19 protein-coding genes are annotated in these 18,519 nt (G+C 32.7%); all 19 read left to right on the top strand.

Features of this window, described 5'->3' with window-relative positions; all coding sequences use genetic code 11:
* The first annotated feature begins 6 nt into the window (after positions 1 to 6).
* The 19 genes from dhaL (at position 7) to ACJTHF_RS08550 (ending at position 18,454) form a co-directional block, all read left to right on the top strand.
* Positions 7 to 582: a dihydroxyacetone kinase subunit DhaL gene (dhaL, locus tag ACJTHF_RS08640; protein WP_058591130.1), complete on the top strand. Its 576-nt coding sequence runs from the start codon at positions 7 to 9 to the stop codon at positions 580 to 582.
* 2 nt (positions 583 to 584) lie between these two features.
* Positions 585 to 953 carry a dihydroxyacetone kinase phosphoryl donor subunit DhaM gene (gene dhaM, locus ACJTHF_RS08635; RefSeq protein WP_058591129.1) on the top strand — a complete coding sequence of 123 codons (369 nt, stop codon included), beginning with the start codon at positions 585 to 587 and terminating at the stop codon, positions 951 to 953.
* A 79-nt stretch (positions 954 to 1,032) separates the two neighbouring features.
* Positions 1,033 to 1,737 (top strand): FadR/GntR family transcriptional regulator, encoded by a 705-nt coding sequence (locus ACJTHF_RS08630; RefSeq protein ID WP_025906426.1) that lies wholly within the window; start codon positions 1,033 to 1,035, stop codon positions 1,735 to 1,737.
* A gap of 417 nt (positions 1,738 to 2,154) precedes the next feature.
* Positions 2,155 to 3,690, top strand: a complete 1,536-nt coding sequence (locus ACJTHF_RS08625) for an AbgT family transporter (protein WP_058591128.1) — start codon at positions 2,155 to 2,157, stop codon at positions 3,688 to 3,690.
* A 173-nt stretch (positions 3,691 to 3,863) separates the two neighbouring features.
* Positions 3,864 to 4,805: a mannose-6-phosphate isomerase, class I gene (gene manA / locus ACJTHF_RS08620; RefSeq protein WP_058591127.1), complete on the top strand. Its 942-nt coding sequence runs from the start codon at positions 3,864 to 3,866 to the stop codon at positions 4,803 to 4,805.
* 15 nt (positions 4,806 to 4,820) lie between these two features.
* Positions 4,821 to 5,051 (top strand): hypothetical protein, encoded by a 231-nt coding sequence (locus tag ACJTHF_RS08615; RefSeq protein WP_048541014.1) that lies wholly within the window; start codon positions 4,821 to 4,823, stop codon positions 5,049 to 5,051.
* A 313-nt stretch (positions 5,052 to 5,364) separates the two neighbouring features.
* Positions 5,365 to 6,381: a LysM peptidoglycan-binding domain-containing protein gene (locus ACJTHF_RS08610; RefSeq protein ID WP_088592217.1), complete on the top strand. Its 1,017-nt coding sequence runs from the start codon at positions 5,365 to 5,367 to the stop codon at positions 6,379 to 6,381.
* 211 nt (positions 6,382 to 6,592) lie between these two features.
* Entirely contained in the window at positions 6,593 to 7,963 is a 1,371-nt protein-coding gene (locus ACJTHF_RS08605; protein WP_106417244.1) for an EVE domain-containing protein, read from the top strand.
* 140 nt (positions 7,964 to 8,103) lie between these two features.
* On the top strand, positions 8,104 to 9,477 hold the full coding sequence (locus ACJTHF_RS08600; RefSeq protein WP_232157239.1) for an alanine/glycine:cation symporter family protein: 1,374 nt from the start codon (positions 8,104 to 8,106) through the stop codon (positions 9,475 to 9,477).
* Between the two features lie 245 nt (positions 9,478 to 9,722).
* Complete coding sequence (locus ACJTHF_RS08595; protein WP_048541006.1) at positions 9,723 to 10,082, top strand: transcriptional regulator, SarA/Rot family; 360 nt, start codon at positions 9,723 to 9,725, stop codon at positions 10,080 to 10,082.
* Between the two features lie 127 nt (positions 10,083 to 10,209).
* Positions 10,210 to 11,634 (top strand): Na+/H+ antiporter NhaC, encoded by a 1,425-nt coding sequence (nhaC, locus tag ACJTHF_RS08590; RefSeq protein WP_407812613.1) that lies wholly within the window; start codon positions 10,210 to 10,212, stop codon positions 11,632 to 11,634.
* A 124-nt stretch (positions 11,635 to 11,758) separates the two neighbouring features.
* The gene (locus tag ACJTHF_RS08585) at positions 11,759 to 12,163 is read left to right on the top strand and encodes a thiol-disulfide oxidoreductase DCC family protein (RefSeq protein ID WP_201277786.1); all 405 of its coding nucleotides are present in this window, start codon (positions 11,759 to 11,761) and stop codon (positions 12,161 to 12,163) included.
* Between the two features lie 66 nt (positions 12,164 to 12,229).
* Entirely contained in the window at positions 12,230 to 13,195 is a 966-nt protein-coding gene (locus tag ACJTHF_RS08580; protein WP_058591123.1) for a LacI family DNA-binding transcriptional regulator, read from the top strand.
* A 1-nt stretch (position 13,196) separates the two neighbouring features.
* Positions 13,197 to 14,078, top strand: a complete 882-nt coding sequence (gene rbsK / locus ACJTHF_RS08575) for a ribokinase (protein ID WP_078354917.1) — start codon at positions 13,197 to 13,199, stop codon at positions 14,076 to 14,078.
* A complete protein-coding gene (rbsD, locus tag ACJTHF_RS08570) occupies positions 14,071 to 14,460 on the top strand; it encodes a D-ribose pyranase (RefSeq protein ID WP_232157237.1) in 390 nt (129 codons plus the stop codon). Before rbsK ends, rbsD begins: the two co-directional genes overlap by 8 nt.
* An 11-nt stretch (positions 14,461 to 14,471) precedes the next feature.
* A complete protein-coding gene (locus tag ACJTHF_RS08565; protein ID WP_084755830.1) occupies positions 14,472 to 15,968 on the top strand; it encodes a sugar ABC transporter ATP-binding protein in 1,497 nt (498 codons plus the stop codon).
* On the top strand, positions 15,949 to 16,887 hold the full coding sequence (locus tag ACJTHF_RS08560) for an ABC transporter permease (RefSeq protein WP_025906404.1): 939 nt from the start codon (positions 15,949 to 15,951) through the stop codon (positions 16,885 to 16,887). The genes ACJTHF_RS08565 and ACJTHF_RS08560 overlap by 20 nt, the downstream gene beginning before the upstream one ends.
* Positions 16,888 to 16,911: 24 nt before the next feature.
* Positions 16,912 to 17,826, top strand: a complete 915-nt coding sequence (locus ACJTHF_RS08555; RefSeq protein ID WP_048540992.1) for a D-ribose ABC transporter substrate-binding protein — start codon at positions 16,912 to 16,914, stop codon at positions 17,824 to 17,826.
* A gap of 184 nt (positions 17,827 to 18,010) precedes the next feature.
* Positions 18,011 to 18,454 carry a Dps family protein gene (locus ACJTHF_RS08550; RefSeq protein WP_025906400.1) on the top strand — a complete coding sequence of 148 codons (444 nt, stop codon included), beginning with the start codon at positions 18,011 to 18,013 and terminating at the stop codon, positions 18,452 to 18,454.
* Positions 18,455 to 18,519: the final 65 nt, after the last annotated feature.

The raw sequence follows: 18,519 nt of genomic DNA, 5'->3' as shown, positions 1-18,519 counted from the left end.
TTTTAAATGAACGCAGAAACATTGTTAAACAAACTTAAAGATTTAAGTCATACGTTTGAACAAGAAGAACAAAATTTAACACAATTAGATAGAGCAATTGGTGATGGCGACCATGGTGTTAATATGTTACGCGGATTTAAAGCAGTGGACGAAAAAGTTACAGGAGATACAGTGAGTGATATATTGAAATCTACTGGCATGACTTTAATGAGTTCAGTAGGTGGTGCATCAGGTCCACTGTATGGATTTAGCTTTGTTAAAATGGCAGGTCTAGATTATGATGAAATCACTTCTGATAATTTATTAGAATATATAAATACTTTTAAAGATGCAGTTGCAGCTAGAGGTAAAGTAACAGGCGGCGAAAAAACAATGTATGATGTGTTATTAAAAGCCTCAGATCACTTATCGAATGGAGATTCATTATCTGAAGATGTGTTGCAACAGTTCGCTGAAGATACTAAAGATTTAGAAGCAACTAAAGGTAGAGCAGCCTATTTCAAAAAGGATTCTATAGGACATATAGATCCTGGCGCTCAAAGTATGGTTTATGTATTAAAAGCTTTAAGTGAGGGTGTGTAAATATGGCGACAATAGGTATTATTAGTCATAGTAACGATATCGCACAAGGTGTAAAAGCATTATTGGAACAAATGTCTCCAAGTGTTACAGTTATCGCGAAAGGTGGGACAAATGAAGGTGAAATCGGCACAAGTATTGATACGGTTAATGAAGTGATTGATGCATTAACTGAAGATGCATTGTTATTTTACGATATTGGTTCATCTGAAATGAATTTAGACATGGCGTTAGACTTATATGATGGTGAACATAAATTGTACAAAGTAGACGGTCCCATTGTAGAAGGTGCATTTTTAGCAAGTGTATCTTTATCAACAGGTGCAACATTAGAAGAAGCAATGGAAAGTATTAAAAGAGAATTTCATCAATAATTTAAATTCTTTAAGATGAAATATATTTTAAATGATATAATTGCTCTACTAATGATTTTAACAAGGTGGAGAAAGAAGAATGAAGATATCGAACAAGAAATTATACGAAAAAGTTGCAGATGTCATCATATTAGATATTAATGAAGGTCGTTTGAAAATAGGAGACCGCTTACCATCTATAAAGGCTTTATCTGAAAGTTTTGGGGTAGGACAAGCAACGATAAGAGAAGCATTGAATGCGTTAAGAGCAATGGGCTATGTAGAAATTAAACACGGGCAAGGTACTTTCATCGTTGAAAGAGAAGAAGTTTATTTTAATATCGAAGCAATCAATGGAGACGTTAAAGATATTGAAAATTTACTAGAAGTCCGTAAAATTGTTGAAGTCGGTGTATCAAGACTAGCAGCAGAAAAAAGAACAGATGATGACTTGCATGCTATTGAATCTGCATTAAAAGATATGAAACAAGCCATTCAAGACAATGAATTAGGAGAAGCTTCTGATTTGAAATTTCATTTAGCTGTAGTAGAAGCGGCTAAAAATGATATGCTTAAACAATTATTGTTAAATGTATCTGAAATCATGAGACATACAATGAAAGAAACGAGAAGGATTTATTTATATACGAAAAGTAAATCAATCGAGAAGTTATATAATGAGCATAAAGAAATTTTTGAAGCTATTAAATCTCAAAATGCAGAGCTTGCGCAACATAAGATGGCATTTCATTTAGAAGAAGTGGAAAAAGTTGTACTTAGTAATATTAAAAAAACAGAACAATAATAATTGATGATGATAACTGCTATTGGTGTCTTACAGAGACATGATAGCAGTTTTTTATTTTATGCAAAATTAAAAGCGATAAGCTTCAGGAGGCTTATCGCTTTAGGGTATGTAACCCCATCCGTTCCATTTCATAATCATATATAAAGACTTCTTACAGTTAATAATAAATTGCATGATGTCTATTCGAAAATGAAGTACATTTATTACAACTTATCATCTGTATACTTAGTATAAGGTCAACTGTGCACTTTATCAATGTTAATTCTTAAAAAAAGATGCCAAATTTACACTTAAATGCGATTTAAAAATTTTTATAAAGACTTGTTATAAAAACATTTGTAAAATTATCAGAACCTTCAAAAAATAAATACAGTTTGATATACTGTTTTTAATTTACTGATGGGAGGATAATATATGAATCAAACAAAAGAAAGAGTTTCAATCATTAATAGATTTCTAAATTTAATAGAAAGAGCAGGGAATAGATTGCCCGATCCAAGTATACTATTTTTCTTCTTATGTGCAGCGTTAATATTTCTGTCTTGGTTTATTTCATTATTTCACATAAAAGTTGAAAGTCCTGCAACTGGAAAGACTGTAGAAGTTACAAATTTAATTTCTAGAGAAGGTTTCGGAAAAATTATTAGTGAATCTATCACGAATTTTTCGGAATTTCCCGCATTAGGATTAGTACTAGCAGTTATGTTAGGGATAGGTGTTGCTGAAAAGACGGGGTATTTTGATAAGTTAATGATACAAGTTGTTCAGAAAGCACCTAGAAAAATCATTGTACCAATTATTATATTTGTAGGTATTATCGGTAATGCTGCAGGAGATGCAGCGCCAGTCGTGTTACCACCATTAACAGCATTAGTCTTTATAAAGTTAGGTTATCATCCGATTGCTGGACTTGCGATGGCTTATGCCTCAGCACTAGGTGCATTTGCTGCGAACGTTACATTAGGTATGAGTGATGCGTTAGTATATGCGTTTACGAAACCAGCAGCTGAAATAATTGATAAAGATATCAATTTAAATGTCGCGATGAACTGGTATTTTATTGCAGCATCAACAATTATATTATTACCAGCTATTTATTACGTCAGTATGAAAGTCGTTATTCCGCGTTTAGGTATATATAAACCTGATGAAGGTTCTGAGGATCAAAGAGATGATAATGAAATTAGTGCAAAAGAAAGTAAAGCATTGAAGTTTGCGAATATTAGTTTCTTTGTTGTTGTAGCGTTATTACTTGCTTTAGCGATTCCTGAAAATGGTTGGTTAAGAAATCCAAAGACAGGTAGTTTAATTGATAAAGCACCATTGATGGATGGTGTAGGTATCATTATTTTAGTTATCTTTTTCGTGCCTGGATTTGTATATGGTATTCTTTCCGGGAAAATCTCAAATACAAAAGATTTAGGAAAAATGTTATCAGATTCCATGTCCACAATGGGTAGCTTTATCGTTATTGTATTTTTTGCTGCTCAACTTTTAGCATATTTAGAATGGAGCAATTTAGGTATTGTGATCTCTGTAAAAGGTGCAGAATTATTGCAAGGTCAAAATGGAGTCATCTTGATTATTGGATTTATAATTTTAAGTAGTCTTATCAATCTATTAATCGGAAGTGCCTCAGCTAAATGGGCAATATTAGCACCAATCTTTATACCAATGTTTATGTTATTAGGCTATCATCCAGCATTTACACAAATGGTTTATCGTATCGGCGACTCCATTACAAATCCGATTACACCGATGATGCCATATTTACCATTATTACTTTCATATGCTCAAAAATATGATAAAAATATGAAACTAGGTACATTAATATCTAGTTTAATGCCATATTCAATTGTGTTAGGAATCGTTTGGCCATTATTTATGATTATATGGTACTTACTTGGTATACCTCTAGGACCAGGAGGAGATATTTATTTTAATAAATAGTATTATGCATTTTAATAATTATAAAATTAATAATAGTTATAAATTCGATCTATCTGTGTTATGAGTATTCCACAATATAGTGTCGTTATGGTACAATCACCATTGGTACATTAAAACGATTATAAAAATAAGCGGTATACAATATATAACAACAATAAGAAAAGGATGATTGAATGTCTCCATTAATTTTAAAGCCTGTATTCAAAGAACGTATATGGGGTGGTAGAAATTTAGAAAATATGGGATATAACCTGCCTGAAGGACGAATCGGTGAATGTTGGGGAATATCTGCACATGTAAATGGGCCAAACGAAATCGCAAACGGACCATATAAAGGACAAACTTTAGATGAAGTTTGGTTAAATCACCCAGGACTTTTCGGTAATCCTACAGAAGAAAAGTTCCCATTATTAACTAAGATTCTTGATGCAAATGATCAACTATCTGTACAAGTACATCCTGATGATACATATGCACATGAACATGAAAACGGTGAATTTGGTAAGACAGAATGTTGGTATATTATAGATGCTAAAGAAGATGCAGAAATTATATATGGAACATACGCAAACACAAAACAACAATTAGAAGAATTTATACAGAATGAAGATTGGGATCACTTATTTAAACGCGTAAAAGTAGAAAAAGGAGACTTCTTCTATGTACCTAGTGGAACAGTTCACGCAATAGGTAGCGGTATTATGATTCTAGAAACACAACAAAATTCTGATACAACATATAGAATTTATGATTATGACAGAATTGATAAAGACGGCAAGAAGAGGGAACTTCATTTAGATAAGAGTATCGACGTTATAACAGTAGGTGCACAAAGTCCAAATGTACCACCTAAAAAGATTGATGATGAAGAACAAAAAGGAACATTATTAATCGAAAGCGACTTCTTTACAGTTGCAAAGTGGGAAATTAGTGGGACATTTAATTTTAGAAAACCTAGAGACTATTGCTTAGTAAGTGTGATAGCTGGAAGCGGAGAAATTATTACAGATGGTAATGTATTTGAAGTAGAAAAAGGCGATCATTTAATCATGACAGCAGATGATTTAGATAATCACATAAATGGTGAATTAGAAGTCATCATTAGTTATGTGTAGATAGGGGTCTATCAAATGAAAAAATTTCTATATTTATCATTAGTATGTGCAGTCATTGCAGGATTAGGTTTATTTTTCGGAATGCCTAAGTATCCAACGCCAGTCATACCATTTATCATTGCGTTAATTGGTTTAATACTTGCAATCTCTACATTAAAAGATAAAGACATATCAGCAGGACTCAAAATAGGCGGCATATTAGTCAATCTTATGCCATGCTTAGCAGGGTTATCGCTGATCGTATAAAGCATAATAAATCAACAGTAGAAATTCTGTAATAGAATTTCTACTGTTTTTATGTATGATAGGGTACAAAATCAGGGTGTAACGCACGAAGACTCACGCATATTATCTTCCTACCCACCTACTCAATTTACCTTGCGCTATTTATAATATGCGATTTATTATATTTGTTCATTTTCTAATTAATCTTTAAAAGTAATATACTATTATAGGATTAATGAAAATGAAATAAAACTGTAATATAAACGATAAACATTACGGTGTATAATTAATAAGAATTCATAAAAAAACTGTAAGAAGATGGAGGTAAGTTATTTTGAAGAAAAAGACAATAGCGGCATTTGTTGGTGCTTCGGTGGCAGTTGCAGTATCTTCTCATCATGCGGAAGCAGCAACTTATAAAGTTAAAAGCGGAGATTCTTTATGGCTGATTGCTGATAAACATAATACAACGATTGCGAAAATTAAAAGCTTAAATAAATTAAGTTCAAACCTTATTTTTCCTAATCAAGTATTGCAAGTTCCTGGAACTTCAAATTCATCAAGTACATCAAACACGAGCTCAAGTAATACTTCAACTTCATCAACGACATATTACACAGTAAAATCGGGAGATACATTAGGGGTTATTGCTGGTAAATATGGTACAACGTATCAAAAAATTATGTCATTGAATGGGTTAAGCAACACAATTATTTATCCGGGACAAAAATTAAAAGTTACTGGTACAGCAACTTCTAGTAGTAACACGGGTAGCTCTAGTAATAGTGGAGCGTCTAATGCTTCAAGTAGCACTTCTACTTATACCGTTAAGTCAGGAGATTCACTATCAGCGATTGCAGCTAGATATGGAACGACATACCAAAAAATTATGTCATTAAATGGTTTGTCAAACTTCATCATTTATCCGGGACAAAAATTAAAAGTGAGTGGAACAGCATCAAGTTCAGGTTCTGCTTCTAATTCAAATAACAACAGTGGTTACACATCACCGACATTCAATCATCAAAACTTATACGACTGGGGTCAATGTACTTGGCACGTATTTAACCGTCGTCAAGCTATAGGTAAACCAATTAGTACTTATTGGTGGAATGCAAATAACTGGGCAAGTGCAGCTGCTAAAGATGGTTATCTAGTTAATCATACACCGTCAGTTGGATCAATTCTTCAATCATCAGCTGGCTACTATGGTCATGTATCATTTGTTGAAAGAATTAATTCAAACGGAAGTATTCAAGTATCAGAAATGAATTTTAGTTCATCACCAGGAGTACTAACTTACAGAACGGTACCAGCTTCTCAAGTTTCAAGCTATAATTTTATACATTAATCATTGAAGAGTCTTGGACATTATGATGTGTCCGTGGCTCTTTTTTTATGATTGTAAACATAGACATGAGTGTGAATGTCTTATACAATGTTAATATTAATGTGTTGTTAAAAAAGTAAATTTTAAGCGTAATTATTATATGAAAAAGTTAAGATATCAAAGTAAACATCATTATGAAAATCGATCATTATAGATATTAAGGAGTATACATATGTCTGAAGAAAAAAACTACTTTTGGTTAAATTGTGGATATAATAGGTGGCGTCATACGGAACCATTAGAAGGCCAAACTGCAGTGTTTGAATCAGGTGCAAGCTTTAATCCAACGCAAGGCTATCATGCATTTAAGACAGCCAAACCAGGAGATAAAGTGATTTATTATCAAGTACAAAATCAAGTCGGCTTACTTGGGTTCGGTGAGATCTTACAAGTTCAAACGGGTGGTAATCAAAAAGTAAGTATCCAATTTAAGTTTGAGCAATCTTTAACAATGTTATCTATTGAATATTTAAAAAGAAGTGAACAATTAGAATCTAGAATTAAACAGATGACAGAACAATTGTTTAATCGAATTACGAAAGAAGAATTCGAATTAATTATAGGCTTGGGACAAGGCGCTATAAAAATCCCTAGGTATTTCTTACTAACAGAAGAAATTCAATTTGAAGAAGAGCAAACGTATACAATTTTTACACATACTGTAAATGGTATAAAGAGAAATGGTTATACATACTATACTCAGTTAGAAATAGGAGACCAGATTATATTTTTAAGTAGAAATGCTAATCAGTCTATAATAGGAACAGGGGAAGTGTCAGATAGTATACATAAGTTGCCACCACAACCAGGTAGAACAGATTCTACGTGTATTGAAGTTAAATATCATGAAGATATTAATCCTGTGAATATTGGCGAATTAAATAGACATCAAACTTTAAAGAAATTATATTTCTTGCAAGATAGTTCGAAACAATCTATTGCTAATTTAACAAAAGCACAATATGATGCAATGATAGATATGAGTAACGGGACGTACAAAGAAAGTTCTAGCAATCAATATGAGATGTCTGTGCAACCTGAGCAGGAAAATGAACCTAAAAAAGATAAACCTATTATTTTAATGCTTTGTGACAATAAGGAAGACTGTTTGAAAAAAGCGAAACATTATGTTGAACGTGAACTTGCTAAAGGTATATATACAGTAGGTCATCCTGATTTCTCAGAAGAAATGTTATATGGTCGATATTTACCAAATGAAAGTGGCGCTTTATATTATAGAGAAGGTTTCATTACAGGACATATTACGAACTCAGAAAGAGAATGGCTAGTGATTGACCAGTTTGAAAGAATAGATCCAGAAATCTTTCAATTATTCTTAAATGTGCTTGATGGCCACGAAATGACATTACCAAGATATAATCACGAAGGTAAAATGGTGAAGTGGAGTTTAGAAAAAGACTCATTCTATCGTCATAATCCTAAATGGCGCATGATTGGTTTATGTTATGGTTCGATTGAAGAAATTAAAGAACAATACTCACATCAATTTTTAAAACATTGTAGAGTATTACATGTAGGATAAAATAGACGGAATAAAATCTTAACACTTAAGATTTTATTCCGTTTTTATATTTTAAAAGGTTTATAAATTACAGAATATTCTGTAATATAGAATTATGCTTGGTTTATATTTCACAAATAAAATAGCAAAGGGGTCATTTTATGGAGAAAATCGTAGCATTCTCAGATTGGTTATGGGGGTATCCAATCGTCACACTTTTATTAGTATCAAGCTTATTTTTAACATTGTATTTAGGTTTAATTCAATTCAGACATTTTGGTTACATGATGAAACAAACTTTTGGAAGTATTAATAAAGAGCCTAAAGGAGAAGGTACGATTACTCCGAGGCAAGCGTTAATGTCTGCTTTATCATCAACAGTAGGTGCGGCAAACATTGTCGGTGTACCTACAGCCATTATGATGGGTGGACCTGGTGCAGTATTTTGGATGTTAGTGATCGCGTTTCTAGGAATGGCATTAAAATATTCCGAAAATGTACTAGGTATATATTATCGTGAGAAAAACGATAAAGGAGAATTTGTTGGTGGACCTACATATTATATGAAAAAAGGTTTCAAAAATAAAAAAGTCGGACTAGTATTCTCGTTTGTATTTGCATTTGCTTTAATGATTGAACTTATCCCAAGTATTATGGTACAAGGGAATTCAGCAGCAAGTACTGTACAAGATACATTCGATATTCACATGGGTATAACAGGAATTGTACTAGCTGTTATTGCAGCTTTAGTTGTATTTGGTGGTATTCAGCGTATTGCAACATTTACCGAAATGATCGTACCGGTTATGGTAGGCTTATATTGTATTATGGGCTTCTTGATTATTATACTGAATATTCAACATGTGCCTAGCGTAATTGCTTTAGTTGTTGAGAAGGCTTTTAATCCAGATGCGGCATTAGGTGGTAGTTTCGGTGCTGCGTTAGCCACAACAGTACGTTGGGGATTTGCACGTGGTATTTATTCGAATGAAGCAGGTCTTGGTACGTCACCAATTGCACATGCGGCTGCAAAGACTGACCATCCTGTAAGACAAGCATTCTGGAGTGTAAGTGAAATTGTTGTAGATACATTAATCATATGTAGTACGACAGCATTTGTCGTTTTAGTATCTGATGTTTGGAAAGATAATGATGCTAAAGAACAATCTGCTGCACTTACAGCTCGTGCATTTTACAATGCATTTGGAACATTTGGAAGCTGGATTGTTTCTATCTCTATGGTCTTCTTCGTATTCTCGACAATCATTGTTGTTATATACTATGGTTCAAGAATGGCAGAATATTTATTTGGCTTAACGGCAGGATTTATTATGAAGATTGTTTATGTACTATCAATCGCACTTGGTTCATTCGGTGCTGGTACACAACTCTGGAATTTATTAGACATTGCACTTGCATGTATATTGATTCCAAATATTATCGCAGTCGTGATGTTAGCGCCTAAAGTTAAAAGTTTAACAACAGAATTCTTTACTGGAAAAGAATTCTATTTAAAAGATAAAGCTAAAAAGTAAGTATCTACAATTAATTGAATACAAGAAAAAGATTATAACGATTACAGTTATAATCTTTTTTTATTTGTAAAATTATAGTACTTCTATGCACTTTGTGAGTTAGTCAATTCAGTTTGATAATTAACTGCTATAAAAATACATAAATTGTCAAATATATATTTAAATTCCATATTGATGTTATTTAATTTTGTGTTAAAATTATTTTAAGAAAATCTAATTAATGGAAAAAAACAGGAGGTCAGACTATGAAGACTCAATCTTATTCAGAAGCAATTTCAACATGTTCAGCGTTTTTCGATCAGCAAAATAAAATTGATAATATCTTTTTAGTTATTGAACAAAAGTATGGTCTAAAGAAGCATGAATTTTTCTTTTTAATGAAATTAAATGAAGTGGAAGAAGTACATCTTAAAGATGCTATTGAAAAAGGCTATATTAAACAAAATAAATCAGCGAGAGCGATCAAACGTTTATTTGAGAAAAGATACATATTAAAAAATCGCTTAAAATCAGACGAACGAGCAGTAATTTTACGTTTTAACAATGAATATAAAGAAGAATTCAATGAAATTATGCAAGAAGTTATATATATGCTTAATGAATAATTATATGAGTTATAAGTATGAGCCTGGCACATAAATATTTGTCCAGGCTTTGTAATTATGGCATTGTAATATGTACCATGAAATATTAAAATTATAAATGTAAGCGCTTTATTTTAGGAGGTTATCTATGGAGAAGAATAGTACATCTAAGAAAGAGATTAGTTTCTTTTGGGCCGTTGTGCCATTTTTATTTATGATTATCAGTATGTTATTTACGGTAGTCGTTTTAGAACAAGCTCCGCACATACCGTTAATGATAGGAACAGCAATTGCTGCAATTGTAGCGTACTATCATGGGTATAGCTGGCAAGACATTGAAGAAATGATGTATAAAGGTATTAGGCTAGCCTTACCAGCAATCGTCATTATCATTTTAGTTGGACTGATCATTGGTGCTTGGATAGGTGGAGGCGTAGTAGCGACAATGATTTACTATGGCTTGAAATTAATAACGCCATCATTATTTTTAGTAACCATCGCAGTTATTTGTGCAATCGTATCATTAGCAATTGGTAGTAGTTGGTCAACAATGGCAACAGTTGGTGTAGCAGGTATGGGAATCGGATTAAGTATGGATATTCCAGCTGGCATGATAGCCGGAGCTATTATATCAGGATCATACTTTGGTGATAAGATGAGTCCATTATCAGATACGACAAACTTAGCAGCAGGACTAACAGGTACAGATTTATTTGATCATATTAAACACATGTTCTATACGACAGTACCTGCCGTTATCATTTCACTAATTGTATTTTTTATTTTAGGACAACAATTTTCAGCTGGTAATATGGATCAAGCAAAAATAGATGCTATCAATAGTGAAATGCTAAATAAATTTACAATTTCACCGTGGCTACTGCTCGTACCCGTAATTGTTATAATGTTAGTAGCATTTAAAGTGCCAGCAATCCCAGCTTTAGTCGTCGGTATTGTCTTAGGATTCTTATCACAAATATTTATTCAAGGTGGTAGTCTTCATGACAGTGTGAAAACATTACAAACTGGTTTTGTACTAGAAACAAAAAACGACTTAGTTAAAGAATTGTTCAACAGAGGTGGATTAGAATCCATGTTCTATACAATTTCAATGACTATAGTTGCTATGACATTTGGAGGCATCCTAGAATACTCAGGCATGCTGAAAGCTATCATTACAAAAATTTTAAAAATCGCAAAAGGTACTGGTGGTTTAATAGCATCTGTTATTATCTCATGTATAGGTACAAACGCTTCATGCTCAGAGCAATACATATCGATTGTAGTTCCTTCAAGAATGTACATTAATACATTTTTGGAAAGAAGGCTACATCCGAAAAACTTATCACGTGCACTTGAAGACGGTGGTACAGTAACTTCAGTATTCTTCTTATGGAATACATGTGGGGTATTTATCGCCCAAACATTGAATGTGAATGTATTAGAATATGGTATTTATGCAATCTTTAATTATACAGTACCAATTATATCCGTCATCTTTGGATATGTAGGATTTAAAATTATCAAAATTAATGAAGAAGAATATAAAGCATTTAAAAAACAAGCTACTTAATAATAGAAATGAAGAGGTGCTAGGACAGAAGTGTCTTAGCACTTTTTATTTTTAGGGACATTATTCGTAATTGTGTTCGTAAAACTTTTATTTATCATACTGTCGTGTTACGTTAAAGAAAATAATGATTGGAGTGATTGTTATCGCTATTGTTTATTATGATGGGGATTGTGGATACTGTAATCGTGCTGTGATGTGGTTAATTCATCATAAGATTTCGACTCGTTTTCAATTTGCTCAACTTGAATCTTCATATGGTGATCATTTAATTGATGTTCGACCTGACTTGCAAAAAATTGATAGTATTATCGTTGTAGATGGTGACAAAGTATTGATTAAATCAAGTGCGATTATTCATTTATTATATCAAATAAAAGGCTATCAACTATTGGGATGGGCTTTGAAATGGATACCGAGATGTGTTCGAGATGTTGGTTACGATGTATTTGCCAAAATCAGACATAAAGTGATTTTGAAAAACGAATGTAAGATACCGACACCTGAAGAAAGAAAATATTTTTTAAATTAATATTGCATAAATAAAGATTGCGTGATATCCTTTTGTGTAAACGGTTACACAAAAGGAAGTTGAAGTATGGCAACAATTAAACAAGTTGCGCAACATGCAGGAGTATCTGTTGCTACTGTATCTAGAGCGCTTAATAAAAGTGGTTATGTTAAGAAGGAAACACAAGATAAAATTGATAAAGCAATTCAAGAATTAAATTATCGACCTAACGAAACAGCAAGAACTTTATATAAACGACAATCTAGAATGATAGGACTATTGTTACCAGATATGAGTAACCCTTTTTTTACAGTAGTTGCTAGAGGTGTTGAAGATGAAGCGATGGCGTTGGGCTATCATATCATTATTGGAAATGGTGATGGCAATGATATGAAAGAACTTGCTTATTTAAATACATTTAACGTACATAATTGTAGTGGCATTATTGCTTCACAATTATCGAGTAAGGAAACTTTTGATTCATTTAAATCGTATAATATGCCTTTTGTTCTATTAGACCGTGTGTACGAAGATCATGAATTTGTTGAAACAAATCATTACAAAGGTGGACAACTTCAAGCTCAAGCAGTGATTAATGGTAAAGCACAATCTGTTCTTATTTTAGAACAAGATTTAAATTACAAATCATTTAGAGAGCGATTCAATGGTGCGAAGTTAATGTTAGATGAAGCGGGCATCAAGTATATCTCAACTAATGAATTATCTTTATCAGAAGATGATTTTCTCAACTTAATTAAAGAACACGACATTGATAGTATTATTTGTAGTAATGATGTAGGTGCATTTAACGTCATGAGTATTCTTTATAATCATCAATACAAAGTACCAGATGATATACAAGTTGTTGGATATGATGATATTCCGTTATCACGTACATATTCACCAAGTTTAACAACGATTCATCAACCTGCTTATTTAATTGGTCAAAAAGCTTGTCAACAGTTGATTAAACAGTTGGAAGGTAAACAAAGAGAACATCATCAAATATTAGATGTTACTTTAGTTGAACGACAATCAACAAGGAGAGATTAATATGAATAAAATTACAGTTATCGGAAGTATGTCTATAGATTTAGTTGTATCAGCGTCTAAAAGACCAGGTAAAGGAGAAACAATTCTTGGGGACGATTTCTTTACAACACCTGGTGGGAAAGGTGCGAACCAAGCAGTCGCAGCTGCAAGATTAGGCGATAATGTACATATGATTGGTAGAATTGGGGACGATGATTTTGGTAAAGAAATATACGAAAATCTTCAAAATAATCACGTTATTGTGGATGGTGTGGAACCCGTTACACAAATGCCATCTGGAACAGCACATATAACATTATCTGAACAAGATAATAGTATTATTGTCGTACCTTCAGCTAACAATGAAGTGACACCAGACTATGTAAAAAAACATCTAGAAGCATTGTCTGAAGGAGATATCGTTTTATTACAACAAGAAATTCCAAGTGAAACTGTGGAGTTTGCGGCTGAATATTGTTCAGAGCACGGTTTGATTTCAATACTGAATCCTGCACCATATCGAGAGATTAGTCACACAGTTATCGAAAAAGTTGATTATTTAACACCAAATGAAACAGAAAGTGATGAGATGTTTAAAGGTGAATTAGATGAAGCGTTAGCAGCTTATCCAATGAAATTGATTGTAACTTTAGGTGATAAAGGTGCAGCTTATCATAATGGTAAAGAAAAAGTTCAAGTACCAGGTTATAAACGTGAAGTGAAAGATACGACAGGTGCTGGAGATACATTTAATGGTGCATTTGCAGTAGCGCTTCAAAAAGAATACAGCTTAGATCAAGCATTAGCATTTGCTAATTTAGCAGCAAGTCATTCAGTAACTGGATTAGGTGCACAAGGTGGAATGCCAACATTACAAGATATTAAAGGAGAATGGGATGTATAAGACAGGGATATTAAACAGTGAAATTTCTAAAGTATTAAGCGATCTTGGTCATACAGATCGTATTGTGATCGCAGATTGTGGTTTACCAGTACCAAAAGGCGTGCGAAAAATTGATTTAGCACTGACTTTTGGTGTACCAAGTTTTGAAAGCGTTTACGATATTTTGTTAGATCATATGTCTGTACAGAAAATGATTTTTGCAGAAGAAATTAAGACTGATAATTCACCACTTTATGAAAAGATTAAAGAAACAGATGTTGAAAGAGAATTTGTATCACACGAAGCATTTAAAAAATTAACACAAGATACTGTCGCTATTATAAGAACAGGGGAAGCAACACCATATGCAAACGTCATATTAGAAAGTGATGTTTTATTTTAAGGAGGGATTTCATGCTAGAAATGTCTGGTGTACATAAAGCGTTTGGCCAAAATAAAGTGTTAACAGGCGTAGATTTTAAATTAAAAGAAGCTTCAGTTCATGCACTTATGGGAGAAAATGGTGCAGGGAAATCTACTTTAATGAAGATTCTTGTTGGTATTCATGAAAAAGATGCAGGTCAAATTAATTATCACAATCAAGAAGTTGTCTTTAAAGATGCTCAAATGTCAGAAGAAGCAGGTATTACGTTTATACATCAAGAGCTTAATATTTGGCCAGAGTTAACAGTACTTGAAAATTTATTTATCGGGAAAGAAATGCGAAATAAATTTGGCATATTAAATGAGAAGAAAATGAAACAAGAAGCATTAAAAGTCTTTGGAAAATTAAACTTTAATATCTCATTGAAGAAAGTTGCAGGAAAATGTTCAATCGGTGAACAACAAATGATAGAAATTGCTAAAGCTTTAATGACCAATGCAAAAATTATCATCATGGATGAACCAACTGCAGCACTTACAGATAAAGAAATCACACAGTTGTTTAAACTCATTAAAAATCTTCAAAATCAAGGCGTTTCATTTGTTTATATTTCACATAGAATGGCTGAGATATTTGAGATTTCTGATGAAATTACCGTTATGAGAGATGGTAAAACTGTATTATATAAACCAACAAGTGAAACCAATTATGATGAAATTGTTAAATCGATGGTAGGTAGAGACTTAACAGAGCAATTCCCAGAAAGAACAGTCAACCCAGGTGAAACATTGATGCATGTTAAATCTCTTAATAATGATGAACAAGGCATCAAAGATATTTCATTCTCATTAAGAAAAGGTGAAATATTAGGATTTAGTGGTTTAATGGGCGCTGGTAGAACTGAGATTATGAGAAGCCTGTTCGGAATTGATAAAGGTCATAAAGATATTGACATTAATGGTCAATCTGTATTGATTAAGTCACCGGAAGATGCAATGAAACATGGTTTAGGCTTAATTACTGAAAATAGAAAAGATGAAGGACTCATTCTCGATTTCTCAATCGAACATAATATGGTTCTACCATCTCTTGAAAGCTTTTCAAATAAAGGGTTTATTAAAGAACAAGCGACGCATGTGTTTGCGGATCAAATGAGCAAAAGGCTCAATATTAAGACACCACGAAAAGCACTAGTATCCTCACTTTCAGGTGGTAACCAACAAAAAGTAGTGTTGGCAAAATGGATTGGTACAGGTGCTCAAATCTTGATTTTAGATGAACCGACAAGAGGGATAGACGTTGGTGCTAAGCGAGAAATTTATCAGTTGATGAATGAGCTAACTGAACGTGGTGTATCGATTATTATGATTTCTTCAGAATTACCTGAAGTTATCGGCATGAGTGATCGTGTTATTGTTGTTCAAGAAGGCAATATTAAAGGTGAAGTTGAAGGCGAAAATATAACAGAAGAAAATATTATGACATTAGCTACAGGAGGGGAATTACATGCAACAACTAACAGCTAAGACTTCATTAGTCGAAAAAATTATTCCATTTATAGGACTTATATTATTAATCGTCGTGATTAGTATTATGAACTCTGCATTTCTAGATTTATCGAATTTATTAAACTTATTAAGACAAGTTTCAATTAACGGGTTAATTGCTTTTGGTATGACATTTGTTATTTTAACTGGTGGCATAGACTTATCAGTCGGTTCGATACTCGCATTATCAAGTGCATTTACTGCAATCTTAATTACAAGTGGTTTAGATCCAATCGTAGCATTGATTGTCGGAGTACTTGGTGGCTTCTTATTAGGTGTATTTAACGGTGTATTAGTAACATTCGGGAGTATGGCACCATTCATCGCAACACTTGCAACGATGACAATATTTAGAGGTTTAACACTCGTTGTTACTGATGGTAACCCTATTACTAATTTAGGTGATAGTTATATGTTCCAACTATTTGGTAAAGGTTATTTCTTCGGTATTCCAGTACCAGCAGTCACAATGATTATTGTATTTATTATATTGGCGATTATTTTACAAAAAACAACATTTGGTAGACATACATATGCTATCGGTGGTAATGAAGTCGCTTCAAAAATTTCTGGTATTAAAGTAAACAGAGTGAAAATTTTAATTTATGGTATTTCTGGTTTAATGTCTGCATTAGCAGGTGCGATATTAACATCACGTTTAAACTCAGCTCAACCTACAGCTGGTACATCATATGAGTTAGATGCTATCGCTGCAGTTGTATTAGGCGGAACTTCTTTAACAGGCGGGAAAGGTAGAATTGTTGGAACGTTTATTGGTGTACTTATTATAGGTGTACTTAATAACGGATTGAATTTATTAGGTGTATCATCATTCTACCAACAAGTCGTAAAAGGTATTGTTATTTTAATTGCTGTATTAATAGATAGAAAAAAATAATCAATTAGATTGAGGGGAAAACAAATGAAGAAATTATTAATACTACTAATGACAACTGTGTTATTTTTAGCGGCATGTTCACTTGAATCGCCTTTGAAAAAAGATAATGAAGGTAAAACAAATAAGAAAAAATCTGATATAACGATTGGTGTCAGTGTTTCAACATTAAATAACCCATTCTTCGTTTCAATTAAAGAAGGTATTGAAAAAGAAGCTGAAAAACAAGGTATGAAAGTGAAAGTAGTTGATGCAAGAGATGATTCAGCTAAACAAACAAATGATATAGAAGATTTAGTTCAACAACAAGTTGATTATTTAGTTGTGAATCCTACAGATTCTAGTGCAATTTCTAGTGCGGTTCAGTCAGCAAATAATGAAGGTATACCTGTTATTACATTAGATAGATCAGTTGATAAAGGTGATGTTGCAACATTTATCGCTTCAGATAACGTTGAAGGCGGTAAAATGGGCGGACAGTTTATTTTAGATAAATTAAGTAAAAATGCGAAAGTTGCCGAATTAGAAGGTGTTCCAGGTGCAAGTGCAACAAGAGAAAGAGGAGAAGGTTTCCATAAAGTTGCCGACAAATCACTTGATGTCATTGCTAAACAAAGTGCTAAGTTTGATCGAGCAGAAGGATTAAACGTGACACAAAATATCTTACAAGCACATCCAGAAGTAGAAGCGATATTCTCACACAATGATGAAATGGCACTCGGTGCTATCGAAGCAATTGGTGATAAAGATGTAATCGTAGTTGGATTTGATGGTAATGAAGATGCAATGAAAGCAATTAAAAGCGGCAAACTAGATGCAACTGTCGCTCAACAACCTGATAAGATGGGTAAAGCTTCAGTAGACTCTATCATTAAATTGATGGACGGTAAGAAACTTGAGAAAGAAATTAAGATTCCACTTAAGCTTGAGAAAGCAAAATAAATGTTTATAAAACGATAAAGAAGGTATAAGTCTAATGTAGGCTTTACCTTCTTTTTATGTAGATTTAAACTCTTATTTATAATTATTATAAATAAATCGCTAAATATTGTTGACAGATTAGAATGATTATAATATAATAATTAATGTAATCAAGAAAAGATAACTACAGAGGAGTGTAAAATAAATGACAAATAATAAAGAAGTAATCGAAGCGTTAAATAAACAAGTAGCAGAGTGGACAGTATTATATACTAAATTACACAACTATCACTGGTATGTTAAAGGACCAAACTTCTTTTCACTACATGAGAAATTTGAAGAACTTTACAATGAAGCAAGTGTGTATGTTGACGATTTAGCTGAACGTATTTTAGCAATTGAAGGTAACCCAATCGCTACTTTAAGAGAAGCATTAGAATGGTCAGTTATTGAAGAAGCTGAGAAAAACTTAACTGCAAACCAAATGGTTGAACAATTATCTAAAGACTTCACAACTGTAATTGCTCAATTAGAAGAAGGTATTCAATTAGCAGAAAAAGTTAACGACGATATGACTGGTGATATGTTATTAGCAATGGTAACAAGTCTTGAAAAACACAACTGGATGTTAAAATCATTCTTAAAATAATATTGAATTAAAAATACCTAATCCATGAACATGTTGGATTAGGTATTTTTTTAATCATAAATGTA

Source organism: Mammaliicoccus sp. RAM2, assembly GCF_045897195.1.
Lineage (GTDB): Bacteria > Bacillota > Bacilli > Staphylococcales > Staphylococcaceae > Mammaliicoccus > Mammaliicoccus sciuri.
This window is presented reverse-complemented; position numbering and strand designations above follow the sequence as displayed.

Bases quoted from the DNA above. Each gene is read 5' to 3' on its own strand.
- dhaL (WP_058591130.1), top strand. From the start codon at position 7: ATGAACGCAGAAACATTGTTAAACAAACTTAAAGATTTAAGTCATACG.
- dhaM (WP_058591129.1), top strand. From the start codon at position 585: ATGGCGACAATAGGTATTATTAGTCATAGTAACGATATCGCACAAGGT.
- ACJTHF_RS08630 (WP_025906426.1), top strand. From the start codon at position 1,033: ATGAAGATATCGAACAAGAAATTATACGAAAAAGTTGCAGATGTCATC.
- ACJTHF_RS08625 (WP_058591128.1), top strand. From the start codon at position 2,155: ATGAATCAAACAAAAGAAAGAGTTTCAATCATTAATAGATTTCTAAAT.
- manA (WP_058591127.1), top strand. From the start codon at position 3,864: ATGTCTCCATTAATTTTAAAGCCTGTATTCAAAGAACGTATATGGGGT.
- ACJTHF_RS08615 (WP_048541014.1), top strand. From the start codon at position 4,821: ATGAAAAAATTTCTATATTTATCATTAGTATGTGCAGTCATTGCAGGA.
- ACJTHF_RS08605 (WP_106417244.1), top strand. From the start codon at position 6,593: ATGTCTGAAGAAAAAAACTACTTTTGGTTAAATTGTGGATATAATAGG.
- ACJTHF_RS08600 (WP_232157239.1), top strand. From the start codon at position 8,104: ATGGAGAAAATCGTAGCATTCTCAGATTGGTTATGGGGGTATCCAATC.
- ACJTHF_RS08595 (WP_048541006.1), top strand. From the start codon at position 9,723: ATGAAGACTCAATCTTATTCAGAAGCAATTTCAACATGTTCAGCGTTT.
- nhaC (WP_407812613.1), top strand. From the start codon at position 10,210: ATGGAGAAGAATAGTACATCTAAGAAAGAGATTAGTTTCTTTTGGGCC.
- ACJTHF_RS08585 (WP_201277786.1), top strand. From the start codon at position 11,759: ATGATTGGAGTGATTGTTATCGCTATTGTTTATTATGATGGGGATTGT.
- ACJTHF_RS08580 (WP_058591123.1), top strand. From the start codon at position 12,230: ATGGCAACAATTAAACAAGTTGCGCAACATGCAGGAGTATCTGTTGCT.
- rbsK (WP_078354917.1), top strand. From the start codon at position 13,197: ATGAATAAAATTACAGTTATCGGAAGTATGTCTATAGATTTAGTTGTA.
- rbsD (WP_232157237.1), top strand. From the start codon at position 14,071: ATGTATAAGACAGGGATATTAAACAGTGAAATTTCTAAAGTATTAAGC.
- ACJTHF_RS08565 (WP_084755830.1), top strand. From the start codon at position 14,472: ATGCTAGAAATGTCTGGTGTACATAAAGCGTTTGGCCAAAATAAAGTG.
- ACJTHF_RS08560 (WP_025906404.1), top strand. From the start codon at position 15,949: ATGCAACAACTAACAGCTAAGACTTCATTAGTCGAAAAAATTATTCCA.
- ACJTHF_RS08555 (WP_048540992.1), top strand. From the start codon at position 16,912: ATGAAGAAATTATTAATACTACTAATGACAACTGTGTTATTTTTAGCG.
- ACJTHF_RS08550 (WP_025906400.1), top strand. From the start codon at position 18,011: ATGACAAATAATAAAGAAGTAATCGAAGCGTTAAATAAACAAGTAGCA.